This is a genomic window from Bacillus cereus group sp. MG4, assembly GCF_040460055.1.
Taxonomy (GTDB): Bacteria; Bacillota; Bacilli; order Bacillales; family Bacillaceae_G; genus Bacillus_A; species Bacillus_A wiedmannii.
Genome location: NZ_JARVGZ010000001.1, coordinates 2,619,605 through 2,642,449 on the forward strand (window position 1 = coordinate 2,619,605; position 22,845 = coordinate 2,642,449).

Here is a 22,845-nt window from a genome sequence, read left to right on the forward strand (position 1 = left end):
CTTTTTTATTGATTACTAACAGTAGATATTTTCTTTAGTGCCTGTTCTAAATCAGAAACGATATCCTCCCATGATTCTAAACCGACAGATAAACGTATTAAATTATCGTAAATACCCATTTCTTGTCTTAGCTCAGCTGGAATCGCAGCGTGCGTCATCGTTGCCGGATGCTGAATTAACGTTTCTGTATCCCCTAAACTTACGGCAATTGTAATAAAGTGAAGGTCATTGATAAACGCTTGCGTCTCTTCTTTTCCGCCTTTAATTGAAAAAGAAATCACACCACCGCCCCGTTTCATTTGGCGAGATGCTAACTCTCCTTCTGGATACCAAACACCTTCTACCGCATCATGATTTTTCAGGAACGATACAATTTTTTCTGCATTATCACAATGACGGTCCATCCTTACCGCTAACGTCTTTAATCCGCGTAACAATAACCATGCATCAAACGGCGCCATAATACCGCCGATATCTTTTCGCATCGGGCGAATTTTTTCAGCTAACGCTTTCGTTTTACAAATCGTTACACCCGCCACAACATCGCCATGACCGCCGATATATTTTGTCGCACTATGAACGACCGCGTCACAACCAAGCTCAAGCGGTCGTTGTAAATAAGGTGAACAAAACGTATTATCAACAACGACAAGTAAGCCATTTCGCTTCGCAACCCGAATAACTTGTTTTAAATCGATTAATTTCATCGTTGGATTAATCGGTGTTTCAACGAAAATAATCTTTGTATTTGGACGGATTTTATTTTCGACATCATCCTCTGTCTCCATATCACAAAACGAATGCGTAATCATGAACTTCTCTTCTAATACTTCTAAAAAACCGTACGTGCACCCGTATAATCCATTTGAACAAATAATATGATCTCCAGCTTTTAAAAAACCGATTAACGTTGCGGAAATAGCTGCCATACCGGATCCGAAAGCAAGCGCTTCTTCTCCTCCTTCTAACACCGCCATACGTTCTTCAAATAATTTTACAGTTGGATTTCCAAGTCTTGAGTAAATATAAGATGGTTCCACTCCCGCAAAACTCGCCTCTCCTTGCTGCGCAGTCTCAAATGTAAATGTAGACGTTTGAAATAACGGTGGTGTTAAACTTCCTTTATGTTCCTCAGATGTATACCCGTGATGAATTAAAGCTGTCTCCATATGCTTCTTTTTCATAAAAACATCCCCTTTTATGTTTTTATTGCCGCATATTCACCAGTAAAAACTGATGAACGTTTTTACTACATTTTATGTAAGCGTTTTATTTGTGTTTCTATCTCTTCTTTTATATTGTTTTAAATTCCTTCTTATATTAATTCCCAAAATTTATATGCATAAAACAAAAACGTACTCGCTTGACGAAACTCTGGGTAAAAGATATAATAGCGTTTGTGTAAAATAAAAAGGCAGCCTTGTAATGTGAGTTTATCGTTTGTATTTTGTTCCTCTACGGAGGTGTATCTCGTAACTCCCTGCTGCTGGAGCGAAGGTACATGAAAACAAAATGCCCGTAAATATCGATTACGTCTGTTTTTATTTTACGTAAATAAAAACATTTTTAAAGGAGGAGTCAACTATGGCTCGTTATACAGGTCCAGCTTGGAAACTGTCTCGTCGTCTTGGAATCTCTCTAAGCGGCACAGGAAAAGAATTAGAAAAACGCCCTTACGCACCAGGTCCTCACGGTCCTAACCAACGTAAGAAACTTTCAGAATACGGTTTACAATTACAAGAGAAACAAAAACTTCGTCACATGTACGGCATGACTGAGCGTCAATTCCGTCGCACATTTGACCAAGCAGGTAAAATGCCTGGTAAGCACGGCGAAAACTTCATGATCCTTCTTGAAGCTCGTCTTGACAACTTAGTTTACCGTATGGGCTTAGCTCGCACTCGTCGTGCAGCTCGCCAATTAGTAAACCACGGTCACATCACAGTTGATGGATCTCGCGTAGACATCCCATCTTACCGTGTAAAACCTGGTCAAACAATCAGCGTTCGCGAAAAATCTAACAGCCTTGTTGTTGTTAAAGAAGCGATCGAAGTTAACAACTTCGTACCAGAATACTTAACTTTCGATGCTGATAAATTAGAAGCTACTTACACTCGTCACGCTGAGCGTTCTGAGTTAGCAGCTGAAATCAACGAAGCATTAATCGTAGAGTTCTACTCTCGTTAATCTCGGTACTCTGCAAAGAGTCGTATTAAAAGCCTTAGAAACCTTGTTTATCAAGGGTTCTGGGCTTTTTTTATTTGTCACTAATAATGCAAAATAAAGCATTAAAAAGTATGCACCTGGGGCTAAATGGGGCTAGTTTGGGACAAAAAAAATAATGGCTGGCGTGTGTATAGAAATGGATAAGTGCAAAAAACAGATGATAAAAGGAGTTAATTGTTTTGAAAGAAAAATTCAACAAGATTCCTCTTCATGTACAAGACTTTCAAAAATTAAAAATGTTATTAGACGAATTAGTACAAGATGAAATAATGTTCATAGAAGGTCTTTCTAAGTATTCTTTAGATATTTCTTCTAAAAAATCTAAAGTCACCATTAACCTTAGAAGCGAATTTTTCCCCGATCCATACTTGGCAATTACTGCTATAAACATTACCCCAAGTAATCAAGGTAAGGGCAGTATTGTTCTTGAATGGTTTAAAACATTCGCTAAAGAAAAAGGCTTTGAACGATTAATATTACAAGAAGTTATAACTGAAGAAGGTTACCACTTTGCATTAAAAAATGGCTTTTCAAAAAAACATAGTCCATACGAGGAACTATTTGGAAGACTAAACAGTTTTGACGGGAATTATGAACTACATTTATAAAAGGTAAAATAAAAGTGAACGAATATTTTCCTTATGCGTTCACCTTTTTACTTGATGAATTATCCACCACAGCTTATTCTTTTCTTTCCATAAGAGCAATTTCCTCTATACTTTTAAATATTTAAATCGCTGTCAAACACATACCCTCATCCATTTGATGTTAACACAACAATTGTTGTATTTTAAAAAAAGGGGGACTTCTCACAAGAGAGATCCCCTTTTTATTCTTAAAAATGGTAAAATGTAGTTTTAGGAGGAGGAAGAATGAGGAAACTAAAAATAACTGTTTTTATCTTATTACTGAGCATACCACTATTCCTATTAAATGGTTGCTTTACAGACACAAAACTATTTGAAAAACCAATAGGAGATTATTTGTCCGAAAACTACGGGATAAAGAATGGGGACTTTAAAATTCTTTCTGCTGATAGTGCGCTTGGAATTTCTGATCATAACACTTACGTGGAAATAAAAAAACCATACTACACTGTTGCTTATTTTATTGTAAACAGTGACTCCCATTATGAAGTAGTTAAAAATGAAAGCGATGATGTTTTTCTAGAAATATTTAAAGGGGCTTATGTTGAACAGCATCCTGATGTTTTGAAACAATCCGATAAGATGATAAAAAAGTATAACTTATTAAGTGAATCTCCTACCGAATATGGCAAAGGGAAACAAAATTTCTATTACTATTTACATATAAATATAGATAAACAACAAGAAAAGGAATTAGTTGAAAATTTCAAACGTGATCAAAAAATAAACACTGACAACATAATGAAAACGTTAAAAGATAGTACACCTAGAGATCATGCCAATTATATAGGAGTTATCAATTTTAGTTACTATTACAATACCTACAAAAATAGTGAAACTATTCCAAATGCTCAAGATATTATGGATGATTTCGAAAAGAGCCACGTGTTAACAGAGGGTATTTATAACATAGCAGTTAAGACCATCTATTCCAGCCCTAATAAAATAGGGGAAACAATGGATGATCGTCGTAATAATAATGTCATGTTTACCGTGGATGGACAAGGGAAATTCGAAATATTAAAAACAACTGTAGATTCTTGATAAAATATGCCAATTGTTGTGTTTAAAAAAAAGGGCGACTTCCCACCAGGAAGATAGCCCTTTTTTCTTATTACTGTTCTTGTTCTATTACTAATAACCCGGTGGTTCAAACCCACCTGGCCAAAAACGGGGACAGCTCAACTTTGAGCATACCCCCACTGAAAAAGGTAAGTCCAAAGCGGGAAAGGTTTTAGTCCGGTAAGTGGTACATTTAGTACACAAAGGTTGAATATGGAATGGATAGCCTCTATTCAAAAAATTGCAGAGGAAAGAGTTCAAGAAGCCGAAATAAAAAAAGAAATTGAAGAAAAAATGGCTTTGCAGGAACAAGAAGCTAATAGACCGTGGTACCAAAAAACAGCTATTGGCGCTTGGGAATTCTTCCAAGGAATTTGTAATTCAACCGCGGAAAACTTTACAGGTGTGGAATTACCAATGGGCAATGAATTAGAAAACAAAACGACCTTTCAAGCTGGAAATCTTGTGGGGAATTTTGTATCAGGGGTAGGATCTATTTTTGAAATTTTGGGCGGTATAGCTATTGTAACAGGATCAAATGTTGGAACCGTATTGTTAGAAGGAGTAACTTTCGGGGCAGCATCACCAATTGTTATCCCAGCTGATTTAGCTCTTACAACCGCTGGAGCAGGTGTTGCTACACATGGTACATTTGTATGGTATAATACCGTTCAAAATAGTATCGATACTTTGCAAAGGTTCCAGTCTTCTTCTGGGGGTTCCTCTAAAAATCTTTTAAAAGATGGTAAGTTTGTCGAATCTGATTTAGAATTAAAATATGCGGAATATTGCGTTAGAAAAGCAAAAGACGGTAAAGTACCTAAAGATAGATTGCACTGGAAAGAAGCAAGTGATTATTGGACAAAAGATTCACCTATGGCAAGAGGAAATAAGTTTAATAAAGCTGCAGAAAAAAATAGATGGTATCCAAATAATGAGGTCCATTTAAGTAATGGTAAAAGATTAGATTCATATGACCCATTTGAAAGAGAAATAATTTCTAGAAAAGCAACAGATTTAGAGGATATCGATATTAAAACTTTTGAAAAACATTTGAAAGAAATGAAAACTAAGTATGCAGTTGGCACTAAAATTCGTTCAAATAAATACGACGAAATAGACGGCACTGAACTACAAGGAAAACAAATATTAGAGATTCCAGCATCTAATAAAAATTTCAAAAAAATAGATGAATATATAAAATTGGCGAAAAACAAATATGACATTAATATTAGATTTAGGGAGGAATAAAAAATGGCATATGCATTGAAACCTGAAATACAAGAAGTATTTGAGAAAATTGATTTTTTAACGAGATATAGAGAGCTATCTGAAAATTTTTCAGCAAATAGTGAAAGTTCGTTTGAAAACTATGAAAACGAAAAAGCTATTGAAATATTTGAATCCCTTGGTTATAAAGCTCGTTTTATGAAAAAGGAAAACTTTTTTATTGTTGGTGAAGTAAAGAACAAGGATTTCTATACTTTCAGATTCAATATCAGCTTAAAATATGGGCTTGTTGAGTTCATTTGGTCTGCAAGGTATAATGGTGAAGTTAGAGTTGGGAATTCATGGGATATGTTTGTAAAAGTATTATCCAATGGTTCTGAAAGATTGCCGGCAGTATGCTTCCACAGTTACGATGAACTCAAAGAAATCATGAAAATTGCCTTTGAAATGTACGAAGATTTCAAGCGAGAATTAATTCCTATTTATTCATAATTTCACCTTAAAAATACATGAAGTAATGACTAAAAAACAAGGACAGACTTAATGTTTTAGGAGAATTAATTATGAACTTAAAATTAAAACCTGAAATAGAAACAGCACTAAAAAAAATTGACTTTGTTAATAGATACACAGAACTTTCTTCTTTTTCGAGAGAAAATTATGATGCCGAAGAAATCATTCCTAATCCCAATATTGAAGAAATTCAACAAATACTTGAAAAGCTAGGTTATAAATCAGTTTATGATAAAAAAGAACAGTTTTTAAAAGTTGGAGAACTAGGTGATAAAAAAGAAATTTTATTTTATTTTAATATTGGTATTAAAATAAACGTTCTGGATTTTACTTGGGTAGTTTGTCATAATGATGAATTACGATTAGGTAGTCCATGGAGTCTATATTCAAGACTTTTAATTTCTCCAGATACTAGAATTAAGCCCGTACTATTTAGCGATTATGACAGCTTAGAAAAAATTTTAAAAATTGCTTTAGGTATGTATGAAGATTTTAAACAAGAATTAATTCCTATCTATTCATAATTTTATATATAAGAAAGACAATCTTATCTTATATATAAAAAAAGAAAATCCGACTCACAAGAGCCGGATTTCTTCATGTATCTAACATGTATACTGTTTTATTTGATCTAATATTAAAAATTAGGGAGGAGTAATTATTGGCGTATTCATTAAAACCTGAAATACAAGCCAGTCTTACAAAAATTGATTTTATTCAGAGATATAAAGCATTATCAGAAAAATTTCCCGATAGAACAAATACATTTGAAAACTATGAAAATGAAAAAGCTATTGAAGTATTCGAGTCTCTTGGCTATAAAGCTCGTTACAATAAAAAAGAAGACTTTTTTATTGTAGGAGAAGTAAAAAACAAAGATGTCTACACCTTTAGATTCAACATCAGCTTAAAATATGGTGTTGCTGAATTGATTTGGGACGCATGGCATAATGGTGAAGTTAGAGCTGGAGACCCTTGGGACATATTTATAAGATTGTTATCAAATGACACGGAAAAAGTACCCGTGCTATATTTCCACAGTTACGATGAACTCAAAGAAATCATGAAAATTGCCTTTGAAATGTACGAAGATTTTAAGCGAGAATTAATTCCTATTTATTCATAATGTAAAAAGCTACCGAAGACAACTAAAACAGTTACTTCGAGTAGCTTTTATTTATATATATTAAAGTTATTTATTTTCCTCTTTCTGAACATATACATAAGCATCTTTCTGCTCTTTATGTACATCCACCTTCGAATTCTCTGCAAGCTGACCCGCGTTTAGCAAAGAAAAAATAATGAGCGCTTCTAGTGACATTTTGTTTTACCACTCCTTTCTAGTTGTTATACATTTATCATACCGCTTACATGTGATTTCCGTATGAACTCGAAAAGGAGATTACAACAAAAAGGTTACAGGAATATGAATGCACGCTATAATAGCCATTAAATAGGAGGTTGTTTCATTTTGACAATATATCAAATGGTTCAATTGGGTAGTGCATGTATGTTCTTTATTACTTCCGCGCTTATTAATTGGTATCAGGGGAGTAATTTAATAGATAATCCTGATGAATGGAAATATAGCGCTAAGTTTACGAATTACTTTAAAGGCAGCGTTTCAAATTACCAAGATATTTATCAAATCGATTTCTTTATATATGCAGCAAAATTTTATCCAACAGCATTTATTGTTATGCTCATTAGCTTACTTTATATGATTGTATTAATTCTTCATATTCTATTTACAAGAACTCGTGAGGTAATCTAAATTCACACATAAAAACCCCGAATCATAGACTTTCAGCCTACAATTCGGGGTACTATTTGTTTTATATTCGTTTCTGATTAGTAACGAATTAAGAAATATTTCTTTTTACCGCGGCGAATGATTGTGAATTTACCTTCGATGCGGTCGTTTTCTGTTACAACGTAGTCTAATGCTTGTGTACGCTCACCGTTTACGTAGATTGCGCCGTTCGTTACATCTTCACGTGCTTGACGTTTTGATGGAGAGATTTTACTTTCTACAAGTAAGTCGATTAATACTGTATCTTCTGCAGTACGTTCTACAGATGGTACGTCTTTGAATCCTTGCTCGATTTCGCTTGCAGTCAGTTCTGCTACAGAACCGCTGAATAATGCAGCTGAAATTTTAATCGCTTGTTCTAATGCTTCTTCGCCGTGAACAAGTTTTGTCATTTCAGAACCTAATGCTTTTTGTGCTGCACGTTTTTCTGGTGCTTCAGCTACTTGCTTTTCAAGCTCAAGAATTTCTTCATGAGATAAGAATGTGAAGTATTTTAAGTATTTAACAACGTCGCGGTCATCTGTGTTAATCCAGAATTGGTAGAACTCGTAAGGAGTTGTTTTCTCTGGGTCTAACCAAATTGCGCCGCCTTCTGTTTTACCAAACTTCGTGCCGTCAGATTTTGTAACTAGTGGAATTGTTAAACCGAAGGCTTTCGCATCTTCTTCTGATTTACGGATTAATTCAAGACCAGCTGTAATGTTACCCCATTGGTCACTACCACCGATTTGCAAGCGGCAATTATGGTTTTGGTATAAGTTTAAGAAGTCGTATGATTGTAAAATCATGTAACTAAACTCAGTGAATGAAATACCCGTATCTAAACGAGATGCTACTGTATCTTTTGCTAACATATAGTTTAAACCGAAGTTTTTACCGATATCGCGTAAGAATGAAATTACATCTAAGTTACCAAGCCAATCATAGTTATTAGCCATTGTTGCTGGGTTGTCCACGTTTTCGAACTCTAAGAAGTTTGAAAGTTGGTTTTTAATGCTTTCTGTATAGTAAGCAACTGTATCTTTCGTATTTAATGTACGCTCTGCTTTTTTACCACTTGGGTCACCGATCATACCAGTACCACCGCCAACAAGTGCGATTGGTTGGTGACCAGCTAATTGGAAACGACGTAACATTAATACTGGTAACATATGACCGATGTGTAAGCTATCCGCTGTCGGGTCGAAACCACAGTATAATTTAACGCTTTCTTTTTCTAATAATTGCTCAAGTCCCTCAGCATCTGTTTGCTGATTAATTAGACCGCGAAATTCAAGATCTTGTAAAATACCCATATCCTACATACTCTCCTTTAAGTTCATTACTGGCGTGAAGGTTGAAAACATAAAAAAATCGCCCCTTCAAATAAGGGACGATTTTGATTATCGCGTTACCACCCTAGTTGCAGGCAAAAAAAGCCTACCACCTTATTTACATAACGGCTTAGCACCGTCTTTTCCCTTTTGAATACCATTCAATCGAAAAAAGATGCTCTAGGGGTGTAATTCGCGATCATCTATGTGCTGATTTTCACCGGCCATCAGCTCTCTAAAACAGGGAAATGATCACTACTTCTCCCTTTCCACGCTCAATTATTCATATACTTTTCTTTATACCATCATTTATATAGGCGTGTCAAATAGCGGTAGGTGTTCTCTCCTTGCCAATCCTTTACAACGTCACAGAGAGTATCGTAATAAGAGAAAGAATTGGAACCCCAACTAATAACGATACGTGAAACACAACTGATAAATCATTCCCAATCGTCGCCTCCACAGGATCTTTCGCTGGAGAACCAAGAAAGCCAATGAATCGGTCGAAGCGACTTACCGTTTTTGGAAAATCCGGTATTTCTACATGGTCACTATCTAAATGCTGTCTTAATTTATATTCACTCTTAAAGGGATTTTCGCTCAATTTCATCCACCTCCAGCAATTGTTTTAATTTCTTTATCCCGTTATGAAGTCTCGACTTCACTGTTCCAATCGGAATGTTTAATATCTCAGCAATCTCTTTTTGCTGCATATCATGATAATAAGAAAGAATAAGGACAGCTCGCTGCTCTTCCGGAACTTTCAAAATTGCTTCTCTTACTGTGAGCCGATCTTCGTGGGAAAATTCTTTTTCCTGAATCGGCACTAAAAATGGCAAAAGCGTATGCCACTTTTTTCTTCTATTTAATTTATTAATCATGAGACGATAACCAATTTGAAATAAATACGTTTTTATTTTGCCTTTTTCAAGTTCATACATATGTTTCTTACGCTCTAACGTCAAAAACGTATCTTGCACAAGGTCGATACTTAATTGTTCATCTCGGTTAAATCGATACAAAAATGTGTATAGCGCTGGTTTGATTAAAACATATAGTTTTTCTCCCGCCTGTTTATCTCCACTTTGATACGCAAGCATGAGCTCCTCCTCAATCCCAATCTGCGCCATGATTTTTGATCTCCTTTATTCCTTTTAACGTTAACGAAATACGGGAAATTAAATATACACTTGCGACAATAATCCATACTTGTGATTGATTTGTAAAAAATTGAACATACGGGTTTTGTATTGTATGACCGGTTGAAACTAAAATATTTAATGCTTGCACACATATGCATGCATACACTGCAAGACAAGCCGAAATTGTATCAAATACATTCCAGCGAAAATACACTTTTGTTTTTGTAAAATCAATTTTATATCCATTTTTTCTTACTATATGTTTTCTATCAAATGGAATAATGATTGAAAACATAACAATCATCATGACCCCAGCTGTAATCATTGATACTTTAAATCCGATTGGCATCGGTAAGAAAAGACCACAAGAAAATACGACTATAATTCCAATTAAAGCAAAAGCAAGAAGTAATTTATTAGACATATAAAAGCCTCCCTCATCTATTCTTTCATAAATGTATACAGACGAGGAAGGCACTTCGTTCAAATATTATTTTATTTTTTTAATAATCTTCGCAGGGTTTCCGCCAACTACTACATTATCCGGCACATCTTTCGTTACAACGGCGCCAGATGCGATCACCGCATTATCTCCAATTGTTACACCAGGATTAATAATCGCTCTTCCGCCAATCCATACGTTATCACCAATTGTAACTGGTTTCCCGTATTCTGATCCGCTTATGCGCTCTACTGGATCAAGCGGGTGTGTTGCTGTATAAATGTGAACTCCTGGAGCTAACATACAGTTCACTCCGATTGTCACCGGGCATACGTCTAAAATGGTACAGTCAAAGTTCGCGTAAAAATTTTCGCCAACGTGAATGTTATAGCCATAATCACATCTAAAAGAAGATTCAAGATGAATGTTATCTCCAGTCGTTCCGAATAGTTCTTTTATGATTTCGCTACGCTCTTTTAATTGTACTTCTGGCGTTTCATTTAATTTTCTCGTTAATATACGAGCTTGCTCCCTCTCTTGAACTAAAACTGGATCAGCTGGTATGTACATTTCTCCTAGTATCATCTTTTCTTTTTCTGTTTTCATTTTATTACCGCCCCTTAACTTATATATATAAGTTTATAATAACATAAAAAAGGTCTGAACGTTATTTCGTTCAGACCTTCCTCTCTTAATCTTCCATCGTTGATAAGTCACCTGTTGGTAAGTTTAATTCCCACGCTTTTAATACGCGGCGCATAATTTTACCACTTCTCGTTTTCGGTAATTTATCTCTAAATTCAATTTGTCTTGGCGCTGCATGAGCTGCTAGGCCTTTCTTTACAAATTGACGAATCTCTTCTTTTAATTCATCAGATGGTTCGTATCCTGCTCGAAGCGCGATAAATGCTTTAATGATTTCTCCGCGCACTGGATCAGGAATACCAATTACACCAGCCTCTGCAACAGCAGCATGCTCGATTAATTTGCTTTCTACTTCAAACGGACCAACTCGCTCACCTGACGTCATAATTACATCATCAATACGCCCTTGGAACCAGAAGTATCCATCTTCATCCATATAAGCAGAGTCACCTGATACGTACCAATCTCCCGGCATAAAGTAAGATTCATACTTTTGCTGGTTATTCCAGATTCCACGCATCATCGCTGGCCAACCTTTACCAATTGCTAAGTTACCCATTGTGTATGGAGGAACTTCATTTCCTTCATTATCAACAATCGCTGCTTTCACACCTGGAATTGGTTTACCCATTGAACCTGGACGGATTTCCATACAAGGGTAGTTACAAATAACTTGCCCACCTGTTTCTGTCATCCACCACGTATCATGAATACGAAGTCCAAATGCGTTCATACCCCAGCGAATTACTTCTGGATTTAACGGTTCACCAACGCTTAATACGTGACGAACTTGTGATAAATCATATTTTTTAATTGCGTCTTGTCCAGCTCCCATTAACATACGGAATGCTGTTGGTGCACTATACCAAACTGTTACACCGTAATCTTGCAGTGCTTCATACCACGCTTCTGGGCTAAAGCGTCCACCTAAAATAACATTGGATGCTCCAACTAACCACGGTGCGAAAATACCGTAAGCCGTTCCAGTTACCCAGCCTGGGTCAGCTGTACACCAATATACATCATCTTCTTTTAAATCTAATACCCATTTCGCCGTTTGATAGTGCTGAACCATTGCGTTCTGCGCATGAAGAACACCTTTTGGTTTACCAGTAGAACCAGATGTGTAATGTAGAATCAAACCGTCTTCACGGCCTAACCATTCGATATGTAATTCTTTTGAAGCTTGTTCAAATAAAGGATTGAACGCTACCGTTTTACCGCCTTCTTCTACATTATCTCCAACAAGGAAGACTGTTTTTAAAGCAGGTAAATCATTTAATGGTACGCGCTCTAACAATTCAGGAGTTGTAATTAACACCTTCGCTTCGCTATCTTCTAAACGATCGCGAACTGCGCCTTCCATAAATGCTTCAAATAGCGGACCAACGATTGCTCCTAATTTCACTGCACCTAAAAGTGCAAAATATAATTCTGGAGAACGCGGCATAAAAATAAAAACGCGATCGCCTTTTTCTACATCGCCATAATTTTTCAGGACGTTTCCTGCTTTATTAGAAAAATCCTTCATTTCCTTAAATGTATATTTCTCTTTTCGCGATCCATCTTGATAATAAAGGGCTACTTTATTTTTACGATCGGATTTCGCATGCTTATCAATTGCCTCATACGCCATATTTACTCGGCCTGTTTCATTCCAAGTAAAGTTTTTATTAACCTCTTCCCAGTTAAAATTCGCGTATGCCTCATCATAATTCGGCAAATTATTTTCTCCTTTAATGACAGGAAGCGTTTCTACTTTCATACTTTACATCCCCCTCCTATGTATTCTATTATCTATTATAATGATATTATTTAAAATTTTCAGTATATTTGTTGATTTTTAGACAAATTTTTAATGACAAATTTCGATTCACATCGCATATATTATAAAGTACGATATGAATAGATTCACAAACCCTCAAGGTGGTGAGCAATACATTGATTCATAAAAAAATATATAATGCTAGAAACTTAAAAACAGCGAAAGGCACTTTAATTATTGAAGGCCCTGTCTCTACACATAACTTAGAAATGTATGAATTTCATCCCGATTTAGTTGCGTTTCGTCCTGCCGAGCAGCAATATAAAGCAATTGTCGAAATTTCTAAATTACCAGAAGCTCGTCTCATTATTGCAAGACATGACCAAACGATTGTTGGATATGTTACATACTTATATCCTGATCCGCTCGAACGATGGTCAGAAGGAAAGATTGAAAACTTAATTGAACTCGGGGCAATTGAAGTTGTCCCCGCCTTCCGCAGTTGCTCTGTCGGAAAGAACTTATTAGAAGTTTCAATGATGGACGATCATATGGAAGATTACATTATATTGACGACTGAATATTATTGGCACTGGGATTTAAAACAAACAGGCTTAAATGTTTGGGAGTACCGAAAAGTAATGGAAAAGATGATGAATGCCGGTGGCTTACAATGGATGGCTACAGATGATCCTGAAATTTGTTCGCATCCCGCTAACTGTTTAATGGTCCGCATCGGTAAACGCGTTGATACAGATTCTATTCAAGCATTTGATCGTCTACGTTTTCACAATCGTTTTATGTACTAATAAAGGGGGCAACTGGAATGATTGTAGAAGAAATTATGAATCAAGATGTAGTGACACTACATCCAAACGATACAATCGAAACAGCAATCCGAACGATACGCACGAAAGGCATTCGGCACATTCCAATTGTCGATCAAAATAATCATGTCGTCGGCATTATTTCTGATCGGGATGTAAGAGATGCAAGTCCGTCTATTTTAGATGAACAAGTTTCACTCGATATGCTGAAGCAACCACTTGAACTTATTATGAAACATCCTGTTATGACTTGCCATCCTCTCGATTTCGTTGAAGAAATTGCTACTTTATTTTTTGAAAATAAAATTGGCTGTCTCCCTGTTACAAAAGCTGGCAAGCTAGTTGGAATCATTTCTGAATCTACTGTACTGCACACGTTAGTGAAATTAACAGGAGCACATCAACCAAGTTCACAAATTGAAATTCAAGTAAAAAACGAACCTGGTATTCTTGGAAAAGTCGTTGCTATTTTTAGTGATTTGCAAATAAATATCGTGAGCGTTCTCGTCTATCCAGCAAAAGATGAGAATGATAAAGTACTCGTTTTCCGCATTCAAACGATGAATCCGCTAAAAGTGATTGATGCACTTGAAGCAGAAGGCTACCGCGTATTATGGCCGAACATCATGGGGATGCAAGCATGAGTAGCGCGTTTATTTATTCGGATGACTTTCGGGGCTATTCGTTTAGCCCTGATCATCCTTTTAACCAACTGCGCGTCACACTTACGTATGATTTATTACAAAAGGGCGGTTTTATCTCTCCCTCCCAAATCATCTCACCACGGATGGCTACAGATGAAGAGATCGCCTACGTTCATACAGAGGAGTACATAAATGCGGTAAAACGTGCTGGAGAAGGTAAGTTAGAAAAATCAATTGCGATGACATATGGACTCGGAACAGAAGATACACCGATGTTTCCAAATATGCACGAAGCAAGCGCATTACTCGTTGGCGGTACGTTAACTGCTGTCGATGCTGTTCTTTCCGGGAAAGTAAAACATGCACTTAATTTAGGCGGTGGCTTACATCATGGCTTCCGCGGCAAGGCATCTGGCTTTTGTATTTATAACGATAGTTCCATCGCAATGAAATATATACAGAAAAAATACGGTTTACGTGTTTTATATATTGATACAGATGCTCATCACGGTGATGGTGTACAGTGGTCTTTTTACGACGATCCTAACGTATGCACCATTTCACTACATGAAACTGGGCGTTATTTATTCCCTGGAACTGGCGCTGTAAATGAGCGCGGACAAGGTAATGGCTATAGTTATTCTTTTAACGTTCCACTCGATGCCTTTACAGAAGACGAATCATTTTTAAATTCATATCGTACTGTCGTAAAAGAAGTTGCCGCATACTTTAAACCGGATATTATTTTAACGCAAAACGGCGCTGACGCACATTATTACGACCCACTTACACACCTTTGCGCAACGATGAATATTTACCGTGAAATACCGAAGCTCGCTCGCGAAATCGCTAATGAATATTGCGATGGTCGCTGGATCGCTGTCGGCGGCGGTGGCTATGACCATTGGCGCGTTGTCCCAAGAGCTTGGGCACTCATTTGGCTCGAAATGAACAACATCCAAAACATCTCAGGTTATCTCCCTCCAGAATGGATCGACGCTTGGAAAGGACAAGCTGAAACAGAACTTCCCCTCACATGGGAAGATCCAGACAACATGTATAAACCGATCCCCCGTAAACCAGAAATTGAAGAAAAGAACGCATTAACTGTAACGAAATCCCTTGAAATTATTCGGAATAATATGACAAAATCTTTATACTAAACGAAAAGGAGGCTCGTTTTTGAATAGCCTCCTTTTATTTATAGCTTGCTATTATTGTCGGTTTCTGGCGGTAAGTCGATATATTTTGATAATCGCTGATATATTTCAAGAATCGCCGATATATCTTGAGATTCGCTGATATATTTTATTTCATAATTAAGTGGTCCAACTTTTATGAGAAAAGGTAGTGATATTATGTGGACACAACAAATAATCAACACGAAACGTGGCACATTTGAAATCTTTACAAAAGGAAATGGCGAACCGCTTTGCATTACACATCACTATTCACAATTTAATGAAACTGGTGATTACTTTGCAGATGTTTTCACTTCTACGCATCGTGTATTCCTCATTAATTTACGAGATGCTGGTAACTCTGCAAAAGCCAAGGTAGAAAACGAATTAAGTATGATTGAAACCGTTCACGACTTAGAAGCAATACGGGAAGCTTTCCAACTCCCAACATGGCATTTCGCTGGCCACTCAACAGGCGGTATGCTTGGACTTCTATATGCGATTACATATCCAAATTCCTTACAATCATTAGTCATCGTCGGAGCTGCAGCAAGTAATTATACCGAAACACCATTTTGCATTTATCACCCAGCACATCCTCAGTTTCATTATATGCAACAGCTCATCGAAAACTTAAAAACCCCTCACCTTACAAGTGAAGAAAGAAAAGAACTATCTACTAAGAGAACAAAATTATCATTGTATAAACCCGAAAACCATAACTCTTATTTTAGTAAACCAATCCAAAAAACAATGTCTGCTAGCCGGATGAACGCTTTCTCTCACGAATATCCTTCATTTGATTTAAGAAAGTACTTACCTTCTATCAACATAAAAACGCTAATTATTTGCGGAAGACACGATGTACAGTGCCCGATCCAATATTCTATCGAGATGCATGAGGGTCTACGTAATTCTATCTTTGTGACATTTGAGGAGAGTAACCATTATCCTTTTTTAGAAGAATCTGCTCAGTTTACTTCTACTACTCAAACATTTTATAAATCGTTACACTAGTACCGCTATTATTAAGGAAAGCTCACAGTCTCTATAAGACTATGAGCTTTTTCAAAAGAGATATTTCACACTAGAAACAACAAGAAGAACAAAAAATCATTAAACCTACATCAAGTAATACTGCCTTTTTATCTCCTTCTTTTAAACTTATCATAAAACTAGAAATTATTTTAATTCCAAAAAAGACCATCATAAATAACCCACCGAAATGATCATTCGTAGAATCTTCATCATAAAACATTTGTATTGCACCGATAATTAATAAGATAAGTACGATATTCGTTCCAATCTTTAAAGCCTTGTTATGTAGCACGCCCTCTCATATTCTCCTATGTTTTATCTCTCTTTATATTTTAACATGAATTACCTATTATTCCCTTTTCGTTCTAATAACATAAAAAACCTACCAATTACTTGGCAGGTACATTACACGTTAAAGCGATAACCAGCTCCCCACACGGTTTCAATATATTGCGGGTGAGCAGGATCTCTTTCAATTTTTTCACGTAGCTTTCTAATGTGAACGACAACAGTGGCTAAATCGCCAGCTGAGTCTAGTCCCCAAATACGTTCAAATAACTGTTCTTTATTTAATACTTGGTTTGGATGCGTTACAAAGAATGTTAATAAATCAAATTCTTTCGTTGTAAACGCGATTTCTTCATTGTTTATAAAAACTTTTCTCGCTCGTTGATCAATAGAAATTCCGTGAATGTATAACGTATCACGTTGCTTACTCACATTTCCTGATAATCTTTCATAACGAGAAATATGAGCTTTTACCCTTGCGACTAATTCACTCGGGCTAAACGGTTTCGTTATATAATCATCTGCTCCTAAACCGAGTCCGCGAATTTTATCTATATCTTCCTTCTTTGCTGAAACAAGTAAAATCGGAATATCTTTTATAGCTCGAATTTGCTTACAAATTTCAAAACCATTCATTTTCGGAAGCATAATATCTAAAATAATTAAATCGTAGTCTTCCTGAAGAGCCATTTGTAGACCTAATTCTCCTGAATGTTCCACATCAACTTGAAAATCATTAATTTCTAAATAATCTCGCTGTAATTCTGCAATGCTTACTTCATCTTCTATTAGTAAAATTCTTTTCAATTTACTCACCACATTTCTCGACTTTTTCCAATGAGAAGAAAATGCTTGTGCCTTTCCCAAGCTCGCTTTCCACCCAAATTTCTCCGCCATGTTCTTCAACAATTTGTTTTGCTATCGCTAAGCCAAGTCCACTTCCACCTGTGCTAGAATTTCGCGATTGCTCTGCACGATAAAAACGTTCAAAAATGTAGGGAAGTGTATCCGATTCGATACCTGATCCGTTGTCCATTACTTTCACAATCACCTTATTGTCACCAATCGATACTGTTACAGTAATTTTCTTCTCTTCTTTATCCATGTATTTCACACTATTATGAATTAAATTTGATATCACTCTATTTATCTTTTCGCAATCAGCCGTTACATATAGTGGTGATGGGTGTAATTGTAAGTTAACTTCTATACCTTCTTTACTTAAATCCATCTGCATCTCTTCTATTAATTCTTGCATAAACATATTTAATTCAACCGTTTCAAACTGAAAGGGAACTCGATTCAAATCGAGCTTTGAGAATAAAAATAATTCATCAATGAGTGTATCCATATGTCTTGCTTTCGTATGAATAGTCGTTAAGTACTTATCCATTTTTTCTGGCGTATTTGCTACTCCGTCTTTTATTCCTTCTACATATCCGATAATAGATGTAATCGGTGTTTTTAAATCGTGAGAGATATTTGAAATGAGCTCTTTTCGATTTTCTTCATACTGCGTTTGCATCTCTATCGATTCTTTTAATTTCTTTCTCATTTCCTCAAACCCTTGATTCAATTGCCCTATTTCATCGTGCGATGTAACTGGTATTTGAAAATCTAAATTTCCTTCTTTAATTTTCTCAGTCGCATCTTTCAATACGAAGATTGGTTTTATCACACTTCTTGAGACGAGGTAACTTAATAATCCAATAAGTAAAATAGCTAATAGTAAAAGCGATACAAACAAAATCGGAAATAACTTTTGTGTAAGATCTACAAATGAACTTTGCTTCTTTAATACAAATATACTCCCCTCTTCTTCCTGAGGAAAATAAAAATCAAACTTTACATATCGATAAAATGTATCGCCTAGTTCCGTTGTACCACGACTATTAATATTTGCTGATTCAAATTTTGGAAGAGCTTCTTTTAAAAATACACTTTCAAATACGTTTGAAGCATATGAAATTTTTTCTCCCTTTCTTACAACTATTTTCACCCCTTCTTTTTCAAGTGATGAAACGAACGATTCATCTAATAGTTGAGATTGATGTTTCTTTGCCGCTAATTTCAATTCAATATACGTATTCTCTTCTTCTGGCGTAAGCGGTTTTTGAATATAGGAACTTTTATAGAAATTTTTCACTGCTTCCAAGTCTCCTGTTATGGAAAAAACAATTAAAAATCCCGCGACTAATATGAGTGTGATGGAAACGAGAATAACAGCGATATAAGAAAATAAAAATCTTATTTTAATAGACATATGTTACATCCTCACTTTACCAAACCTTCTTTCCCATAATCATAAAAATATATGTTCAAATACTCAAGCGATTTTATAGTAATTTTAGCGTCAGTTTATAAAAATTTAATGTTCTTATTTTACAGTTGCAATGAGGAGGTTGAAATTTCATGTTCAAAAAAACATTAAGCATGATATGTTGCGTAATTTTTTTGCAAGGATGCTCGCAAAAACAAGAAGTTAAAAAGGAGATGACAAACATGGAGACAGCGCTACTAACAGCTACTGAGAAACAAGAAACGAATACTGTTATATCGTTACTCAAAAAAGGGGCTGACATAAATATAACAGACAATAAAGGACGTACTCCTCTTATGATTGCTACATACAAAAATGATGTAAAAACCGCCAAAGCGCTTATCGATGCGGGGGCCGACGTAAATATCCAAGATGATATAAAAAACAATCCCTTTCTTTACGCTGGTGCCGAGGGTTACTTGGATATTTTAAAACTAACGATTGATGCTGGCGCAGATCCAACTCTTACGAATCGATACGGCGGTACAGCTCTTATTCCAGCCTCAGGGCTATATTGATGTTATAAAAGAACTCCTCACGCGAACAAATATCGATGTAAACCATGTAAATAACCTCGGATGGACAGCTTTGATGGAAGCCATCGTACTAAGTAACGGAAATGAAACACAACAACAAGTCATCCGCCTGCTCATTGAACACGACGCAGATATAAACATTCCAGACAACGATGGTGTTACTCCGCTAGAGCACGCTCGCGCTCATAAATTTGAAAAGATAGAGAAGATTTTGTTAGAAGGACGTAAGTAAAAAGCTAATTTTTGCCTCCCTCTCCCATCCTATGCTACATTTAAGCCGTTACATCAATATTAATAGGGGGGAATAAGCATGAACAAACCTAAAATTGGGATGATTGGACTTGGAAGTATTGCGCAAAAGGCCTATCTTCCAACACTTACAAAAGAAACAGATTGGAATTTTGTAGGAGCGTTTACACCTAACGCAGAGAAAAGGAAACAAGTTTGCCAGCAATACCGTATTCAAGACTTTCATTCTATTGAAACGTTAGCTTCGGAATGCGATGCAATCTTCGTTCATAGTTCAACTGCTACACATTATGAAATCGTTTCTGAACTTTTGAAAAAAGGAATTGACGTTTATGTTGATAAGCCGCTAGCAGCTACAGTGGAACAAGCTGAGCAACTAGTCGAGTTGAGCGAAAAGCATAACCGAAAGTTAATGGTCGGATTTAATCGACGATTCGTTCCTATGTATGTTGCTGCAAAAGAGCAAGCTCATAATATTTCATGGGTTCGAATTGAAAAACACCGCACAAATAAAGTGGGGCCATATACGTACGACTTCACTATGTTAGATGATTACTTACATATCGTAGATACTGCTCGCTGGTTAGCTAATGATGATCTTAACGTCGTTCATAATATGATGCAAATAAATGAAAAGAATGAACTTCTTTACGGACATCATACATATACAACGCCAAGTGGACTGTTACTTTCTACCGCAATGCATCGCCACGCCGGTACAAATTTAGAACAAATTGAACTTGTAACGACAGGTAAAATCATTCGCGTAAAAAATATGAACACATTTGAAGTTGAGCAGGATAATACAGTTTCTCAAAGCGGTTCACCATCATGGGATACGACGTTGAAACAGCGTGGTTTTGAAGATGCTGTTCATCATTTTATCGAATGTGTACATGGAGATACAAAGCCTGTTGTAGATGGCTTAGAAGGATTAAAAACACAGCAACTGTTACAATCTCTACTGGAGAATGTAAATAAAAATTAAAACGGATACATTTTTCAGAATTTACTTTCATTCCCATTTCCTCTTTATTTCTCTCGCAAATTTCTATAGAATATGTTGATAGGAATTATAAATTTCATATTGAATCGTGGAAAGGATGGGATTAACACATGTGGAATGAGTTTAAAAAGTTCGCATTCAAAGGGAATGTAATCGATTTAGCTGTCGGGGTTGTAATCGGTGCTGCATTCGGTAAAATCGTTAGTTCTTTAGTAAAAGATATTATCACACCATTACTTGGTATGGTATTAGGTGGCGTTAACTTTACAGATTTACATTTTGGATATGGGAAATCTGCTGTTATGTATGGTAACTTCATCCAAACTATTTTTGATTTCTTAATTATTGCAGCTTCTATCTTTATGTTCATTAAAGTATTTAACAAACTAACATCTAAAAGAGAAGAAGAAGAAAAAGAAGAACTTCCAGAACCAACAAAGGAAGAAGAACTTCTTAGCGAAATTCGCGACTTATTAAAACAACAAAACTCTTCTAAAGATAGAGCATAATTGAACGGATAAAAAGGCATGCCCCTCGGGACATGCCTTTTCTATATGCTATAACGTTTCCGAATTCATATGAATAAATAAAATAATACCTGCAACCATAAGTACCATAATACTACCTGCAAATAGTGTAATACCCATGAACATTAAACTTGTGCTCATGTCCACTGATACACTTTCAATAAAAATAGAAATTACATACGTGATAAGGGCAATTCCTGCAAGAATACTTCCTGGAACAAATCGCTTTAAGCCATTTTGTTTTAACGTCATATATGCAAAAATAGCAGTCATACAAAGCGTAATTATCCAAAGAACGATCATCTCTTCTCCCCCCTCACAAGCCTTTTCTTTCTATTATACATGACATTGCCCTATAATAGTTAAATTTGCACTTATGTGACATATAACAAGGAATAATACCATTTTGCAGCGAAGTCACCAATAAGCCATGTACTCGGGAGGATTTCAATTAGAAGATGATATTGTAGGATATTTTAAACAAGTAGAGCGATTCGATTATATTACAATCGACTTAGATAAAAAGCTTTTTTATATTGAAGTTGTGCAATTAGAAACAAATATAACTTTGCTAAAAATATCAATTAACTTAGAAAAAGATAAAACTATTATCGCTGGCAATGTGCAACAATATGATCCTTCTCGGTTAGAACAATTAATACAAAGTTTTAAACGCACTGCACAAACATGCCTTGAACATAATTTACGAAGTCCTGAAGAACTTTTTGCATTTTGGAAAGAAAATTGCCCACCACAAAAATGGATATTTTTCATATAAATTGATATAATTACCATATATAAATATTCTTTATAAGGGAGTGTTCATAATGATTTGGATTTCACTAATCGTATTAGCCTATTTCCTCATTCTCGTCCCAATACAGTATAACTATATTAAGATATTAAAGACAAAACAGAAAAAACTGAACGTGTCACAAAATGAACTATATGACAACATGTCTTATGAAGAATCCCAAATACATTATCATTATCAAAGTAACGTATTTACAATACCTGCTTCTCTTGTCGCAAGTATTATTTATAAGGTGAAACATGCAGCATAATATGTACGCTGTAAAATTATTGTTTGAATCTGTTCATTCTGGTGAGCCTGACCCTACTAAAGTGGATGAGCATTATGAAGAGAATCACGATACACTTTTTGAAGAAAGTATTATTCTTGTTAAGGCAAACAGTATAGAGGAAGCTCACGAATTAGGTGAAAAGATAGCTATACTCTCTGAAGAATCGTACGATAATATGTACGATGAGCAAGTGACGTGTACGTTTCGAAAAGTATTGCATGTGTTTGAATTAGACGATACACCATTTGAAACGGGAAAAGAATTGTACGCAAGATTTTTACACGTTAAGAAAACTGAAAAGGTAAATACCGTAGTAAAAGCATACTATCCTGAATACGAATAAAAG

At 35.7% G+C, this 22,845-nt stretch carries 27 protein-coding genes, 3 pseudogenes and 1 other annotated feature; of the genes and pseudogenes, 18 read left to right on the forward strand and 12 right to left on the reverse strand.

What is annotated here, in order from left to right:
* Positions 1 to 5 precede the first annotated feature (5 nt).
* Positions 6 to 1,184, reverse strand: coding sequence for a methionine gamma-lyase (megL, locus tag QCI41_RS13790; RefSeq protein WP_353837291.1), 1,179 nt, complete (start codon positions 1,182 to 1,184; stop codon positions 6 to 8).
* 400 nt (positions 1,185 to 1,584) lie between these two features.
* Here megL and rpsD point away from each other — a divergent pair, with 400 nt between their 5' ends.
* From rpsD to QCI41_RS13825, 7 genes and pseudogenes are all read left to right on the forward strand, one after another.
* Positions 1,585 to 2,187 carry a 30S ribosomal protein S4 gene (gene rpsD / locus QCI41_RS13795; protein ID WP_000135322.1) on the forward strand — a complete coding sequence of 201 codons (603 nt, stop codon included), beginning with the start codon at positions 1,585 to 1,587 and terminating at the stop codon, positions 2,185 to 2,187.
* 218 nt (positions 2,188 to 2,405) lie between these two features.
* Positions 2,406 to 2,834, forward strand: coding sequence for a GNAT family N-acetyltransferase (locus QCI41_RS13800; protein ID WP_353837290.1), 429 nt, complete (start codon positions 2,406 to 2,408; stop codon positions 2,832 to 2,834).
* Between the two features lie 264 nt (positions 2,835 to 3,098).
* On the forward strand, positions 3,099 to 3,917 hold the full coding sequence (locus tag QCI41_RS13805; protein WP_353837289.1) for a hypothetical protein: 819 nt from the start codon (positions 3,099 to 3,101) through the stop codon (positions 3,915 to 3,917).
* A 171-nt stretch (positions 3,918 to 4,088) separates the two neighbouring features.
* Positions 4,089 to 5,186: pseudogene (locus QCI41_RS13810) on the forward strand (T7SS effector LXG polymorphic toxin); the annotation flags it as partial.
* 3 nt (positions 5,187 to 5,189) lie between these two features.
* The gene (locus QCI41_RS13815) at positions 5,190 to 5,657 is read left to right on the forward strand and encodes a hypothetical protein (protein WP_353837288.1); all 468 of its coding nucleotides are present in this window, start codon (positions 5,190 to 5,192) and stop codon (positions 5,655 to 5,657) included.
* 71 nt (positions 5,658 to 5,728) lie between these two features.
* Positions 5,729 to 6,202 carry a hypothetical protein gene (locus QCI41_RS13820; RefSeq protein WP_064470101.1) on the forward strand — a complete coding sequence of 158 codons (474 nt, stop codon included), beginning with the start codon at positions 5,729 to 5,731 and terminating at the stop codon, positions 6,200 to 6,202.
* Between the two features lie 137 nt (positions 6,203 to 6,339).
* The gene (locus tag QCI41_RS13825; RefSeq protein ID WP_353837287.1) at positions 6,340 to 6,804 is read left to right on the forward strand and encodes a hypothetical protein; all 465 of its coding nucleotides are present in this window, start codon (positions 6,340 to 6,342) and stop codon (positions 6,802 to 6,804) included.
* Between the two features lie 66 nt (positions 6,805 to 6,870).
* Here QCI41_RS13825 and QCI41_RS13830 read toward each other — a convergent pair whose 3' ends face one another.
* Positions 6,871 to 6,999: a hypothetical protein gene (locus QCI41_RS13830; RefSeq protein WP_000050944.1), complete on the reverse strand. Its 129-nt coding sequence runs from the start codon at positions 6,997 to 6,999 to the stop codon at positions 6,871 to 6,873.
* 150 nt (positions 7,000 to 7,149) lie between these two features.
* Between QCI41_RS13830 and QCI41_RS13835 the strand changes: the two genes are divergently transcribed.
* Positions 7,150 to 7,452, forward strand: a complete 303-nt coding sequence (locus tag QCI41_RS13835) for a YjdJ family protein (RefSeq protein WP_353837286.1) — start codon at positions 7,150 to 7,152, stop codon at positions 7,450 to 7,452.
* 77 nt (positions 7,453 to 7,529) lie between these two features.
* Here the strand turns inward: QCI41_RS13835 and tyrS are convergent, their stop codons facing one another.
* The 6 genes from tyrS to acsA form a co-directional block, all read right to left on the reverse strand.
* Positions 7,530 to 8,786, reverse strand: coding sequence for a tyrosine--tRNA ligase (gene tyrS / locus QCI41_RS13840; protein WP_000512075.1), 1,257 nt, complete (start codon positions 8,784 to 8,786; stop codon positions 7,530 to 7,532).
* A 70-nt stretch (positions 8,787 to 8,856) separates the two neighbouring features.
* Positions 8,857 to 9,085, reverse strand: a binding site (T-box leader).
* Between the two features lie 77 nt (positions 9,086 to 9,162).
* Positions 9,163 to 9,408: a hypothetical protein gene (locus QCI41_RS13845; protein WP_353837285.1), complete on the reverse strand. Its 246-nt coding sequence runs from the start codon at positions 9,406 to 9,408 to the stop codon at positions 9,163 to 9,165.
* On the reverse strand, positions 9,389 to 9,934 hold the full coding sequence (locus tag QCI41_RS13850; RefSeq protein WP_088064576.1) for an RNA polymerase sigma factor: 546 nt from the start codon (positions 9,932 to 9,934) through the stop codon (positions 9,389 to 9,391). Before QCI41_RS13850 ends, QCI41_RS13845 begins: the two co-directional genes overlap by 20 nt.
* Positions 9,915 to 10,370 carry a hypothetical protein gene (locus QCI41_RS13855; protein WP_088064577.1) on the reverse strand — a complete coding sequence of 152 codons (456 nt, stop codon included), beginning with the start codon at positions 10,368 to 10,370 and terminating at the stop codon, positions 9,915 to 9,917. The genes QCI41_RS13850 and QCI41_RS13855 overlap by 20 nt, the downstream gene beginning before the upstream one ends.
* A 66-nt stretch (positions 10,371 to 10,436) precedes the next feature.
* Positions 10,437 to 10,994 (reverse strand): maltose acetyltransferase domain-containing protein, encoded by a 558-nt coding sequence (locus QCI41_RS13860; RefSeq protein ID WP_353837284.1) that lies wholly within the window; start codon positions 10,992 to 10,994, stop codon positions 10,437 to 10,439.
* A gap of 85 nt (positions 10,995 to 11,079) precedes the next feature.
* Positions 11,080 to 12,798 carry an acetate--CoA ligase gene (gene acsA, locus QCI41_RS13865; protein ID WP_046956190.1) on the reverse strand — a complete coding sequence of 573 codons (1,719 nt, stop codon included), beginning with the start codon at positions 12,796 to 12,798 and terminating at the stop codon, positions 11,080 to 11,082.
* Between the two features lie 176 nt (positions 12,799 to 12,974).
* Here acsA and acuA point away from each other — a divergent pair, with 176 nt between their 5' ends.
* The 4 genes from acuA to QCI41_RS13885 all read left to right on the forward strand — a co-directional run bounded on the left by acuA (position 12,975) and on the right by QCI41_RS13885 (position 16,467).
* Positions 12,975 to 13,607: an acetoin utilization protein acetyltransferase AcuA gene (gene acuA, locus QCI41_RS13870; RefSeq protein ID WP_353837283.1), complete on the forward strand. Its 633-nt coding sequence runs from the start codon at positions 12,975 to 12,977 to the stop codon at positions 13,605 to 13,607.
* A gap of 17 nt (positions 13,608 to 13,624) precedes the next feature.
* Positions 13,625 to 14,269, forward strand: a complete 645-nt coding sequence (locus tag QCI41_RS13875) for an acetoin utilization AcuB family protein (protein ID WP_000634566.1) — start codon at positions 13,625 to 13,627, stop codon at positions 14,267 to 14,269.
* Positions 14,266 to 15,432: an acetoin utilization protein AcuC gene (gene acuC, locus QCI41_RS13880; RefSeq protein ID WP_353837282.1), complete on the forward strand. Its 1,167-nt coding sequence runs from the start codon at positions 14,266 to 14,268 to the stop codon at positions 15,430 to 15,432. The genes QCI41_RS13875 and acuC overlap by 4 nt, the downstream gene beginning before the upstream one ends.
* Before the next feature lie 174 nt (positions 15,433 to 15,606).
* Positions 15,607 to 16,467: an alpha/beta fold hydrolase gene (locus QCI41_RS13885; RefSeq protein ID WP_353837281.1), complete on the forward strand. Its 861-nt coding sequence runs from the start codon at positions 15,607 to 15,609 to the stop codon at positions 16,465 to 16,467.
* 65 nt (positions 16,468 to 16,532) lie between these two features.
* Here the strand turns inward: QCI41_RS13885 and QCI41_RS13890 are convergent.
* From QCI41_RS13890 to QCI41_RS13900, 3 genes and pseudogenes are all read right to left on the reverse strand, one after another.
* A pseudogene (locus QCI41_RS13890) lies at positions 16,533 to 16,780 on the reverse strand (hypothetical protein).
* Positions 16,781 to 16,893: 113 nt separating this feature from the next.
* Positions 16,894 to 17,583 carry a response regulator transcription factor gene (locus QCI41_RS13895; RefSeq protein WP_353837280.1) on the reverse strand — a complete coding sequence of 230 codons (690 nt, stop codon included), beginning with the start codon at positions 17,581 to 17,583 and terminating at the stop codon, positions 16,894 to 16,896.
* Between the two features lies 1 nt (position 17,584).
* The gene (locus tag QCI41_RS13900) at positions 17,585 to 19,039 is read right to left on the reverse strand and encodes a sensor histidine kinase (RefSeq protein WP_353837279.1); all 1,455 of its coding nucleotides are present in this window, start codon (positions 19,037 to 19,039) and stop codon (positions 17,585 to 17,587) included.
* 149 nt (positions 19,040 to 19,188) lie between these two features.
* Between QCI41_RS13900 and QCI41_RS13905 the strand changes: the two are divergent.
* The 3 genes and pseudogenes from QCI41_RS13905 to mscL all read left to right on the forward strand — a co-directional run bounded on the left by QCI41_RS13905 (position 19,189) and on the right by mscL (position 21,396).
* Positions 19,189 to 19,864: pseudogene (locus QCI41_RS13905) on the forward strand (ankyrin repeat domain-containing protein).
* 78 nt (positions 19,865 to 19,942) lie between these two features.
* Positions 19,943 to 20,869 carry a Gfo/Idh/MocA family protein gene (locus tag QCI41_RS13910; RefSeq protein ID WP_353837278.1) on the forward strand — a complete coding sequence of 309 codons (927 nt, stop codon included), beginning with the start codon at positions 19,943 to 19,945 and terminating at the stop codon, positions 20,867 to 20,869.
* A 128-nt stretch (positions 20,870 to 20,997) separates the two neighbouring features.
* Positions 20,998 to 21,396: a large conductance mechanosensitive channel protein MscL gene (mscL, locus tag QCI41_RS13915; protein WP_098611437.1), complete on the forward strand. Its 399-nt coding sequence runs from the start codon at positions 20,998 to 21,000 to the stop codon at positions 21,394 to 21,396.
* Positions 21,397 to 21,444: 48 nt separating this feature from the next.
* On the opposite strand, the gene QCI41_RS13920 is transcribed toward mscL, so the two are convergent.
* The gene (locus QCI41_RS13920; protein WP_000636592.1) at positions 21,445 to 21,717 is read right to left on the reverse strand and encodes a DUF3917 domain-containing protein; all 273 of its coding nucleotides are present in this window, start codon (positions 21,715 to 21,717) and stop codon (positions 21,445 to 21,447) included.
* A 127-nt stretch (positions 21,718 to 21,844) separates the two neighbouring features.
* Here QCI41_RS13920 and dhp61 point away from each other — a divergent pair, with 127 nt between their 5' ends.
* Genes dhp61 through QCI41_RS13935 form a run of 3 tightly spaced genes read left to right on the forward strand, consistent with a single transcriptional unit; the run spans position 21,845 to position 22,842 of the window.
* Positions 21,845 to 22,192 carry a protein Dhp61 gene (gene dhp61, locus QCI41_RS13925; RefSeq protein WP_353837277.1) on the forward strand — a complete coding sequence of 116 codons (348 nt, stop codon included), beginning with the start codon at positions 21,845 to 21,847 and terminating at the stop codon, positions 22,190 to 22,192.
* Positions 22,193 to 22,241: 49 nt separating this feature from the next.
* A complete protein-coding gene (locus QCI41_RS13930; RefSeq protein WP_353837276.1) occupies positions 22,242 to 22,478 on the forward strand; it encodes a DUF3949 domain-containing protein in 237 nt (78 codons plus the stop codon).
* A gap of 1 nt (position 22,479) precedes the next feature.
* Positions 22,480 to 22,842: a DUF4288 domain-containing protein gene (locus QCI41_RS13935; RefSeq protein WP_060486607.1), complete on the forward strand. Its 363-nt coding sequence runs from the start codon at positions 22,480 to 22,482 to the stop codon at positions 22,840 to 22,842.
* Positions 22,843 to 22,845: the final 3 nt, after the last annotated feature.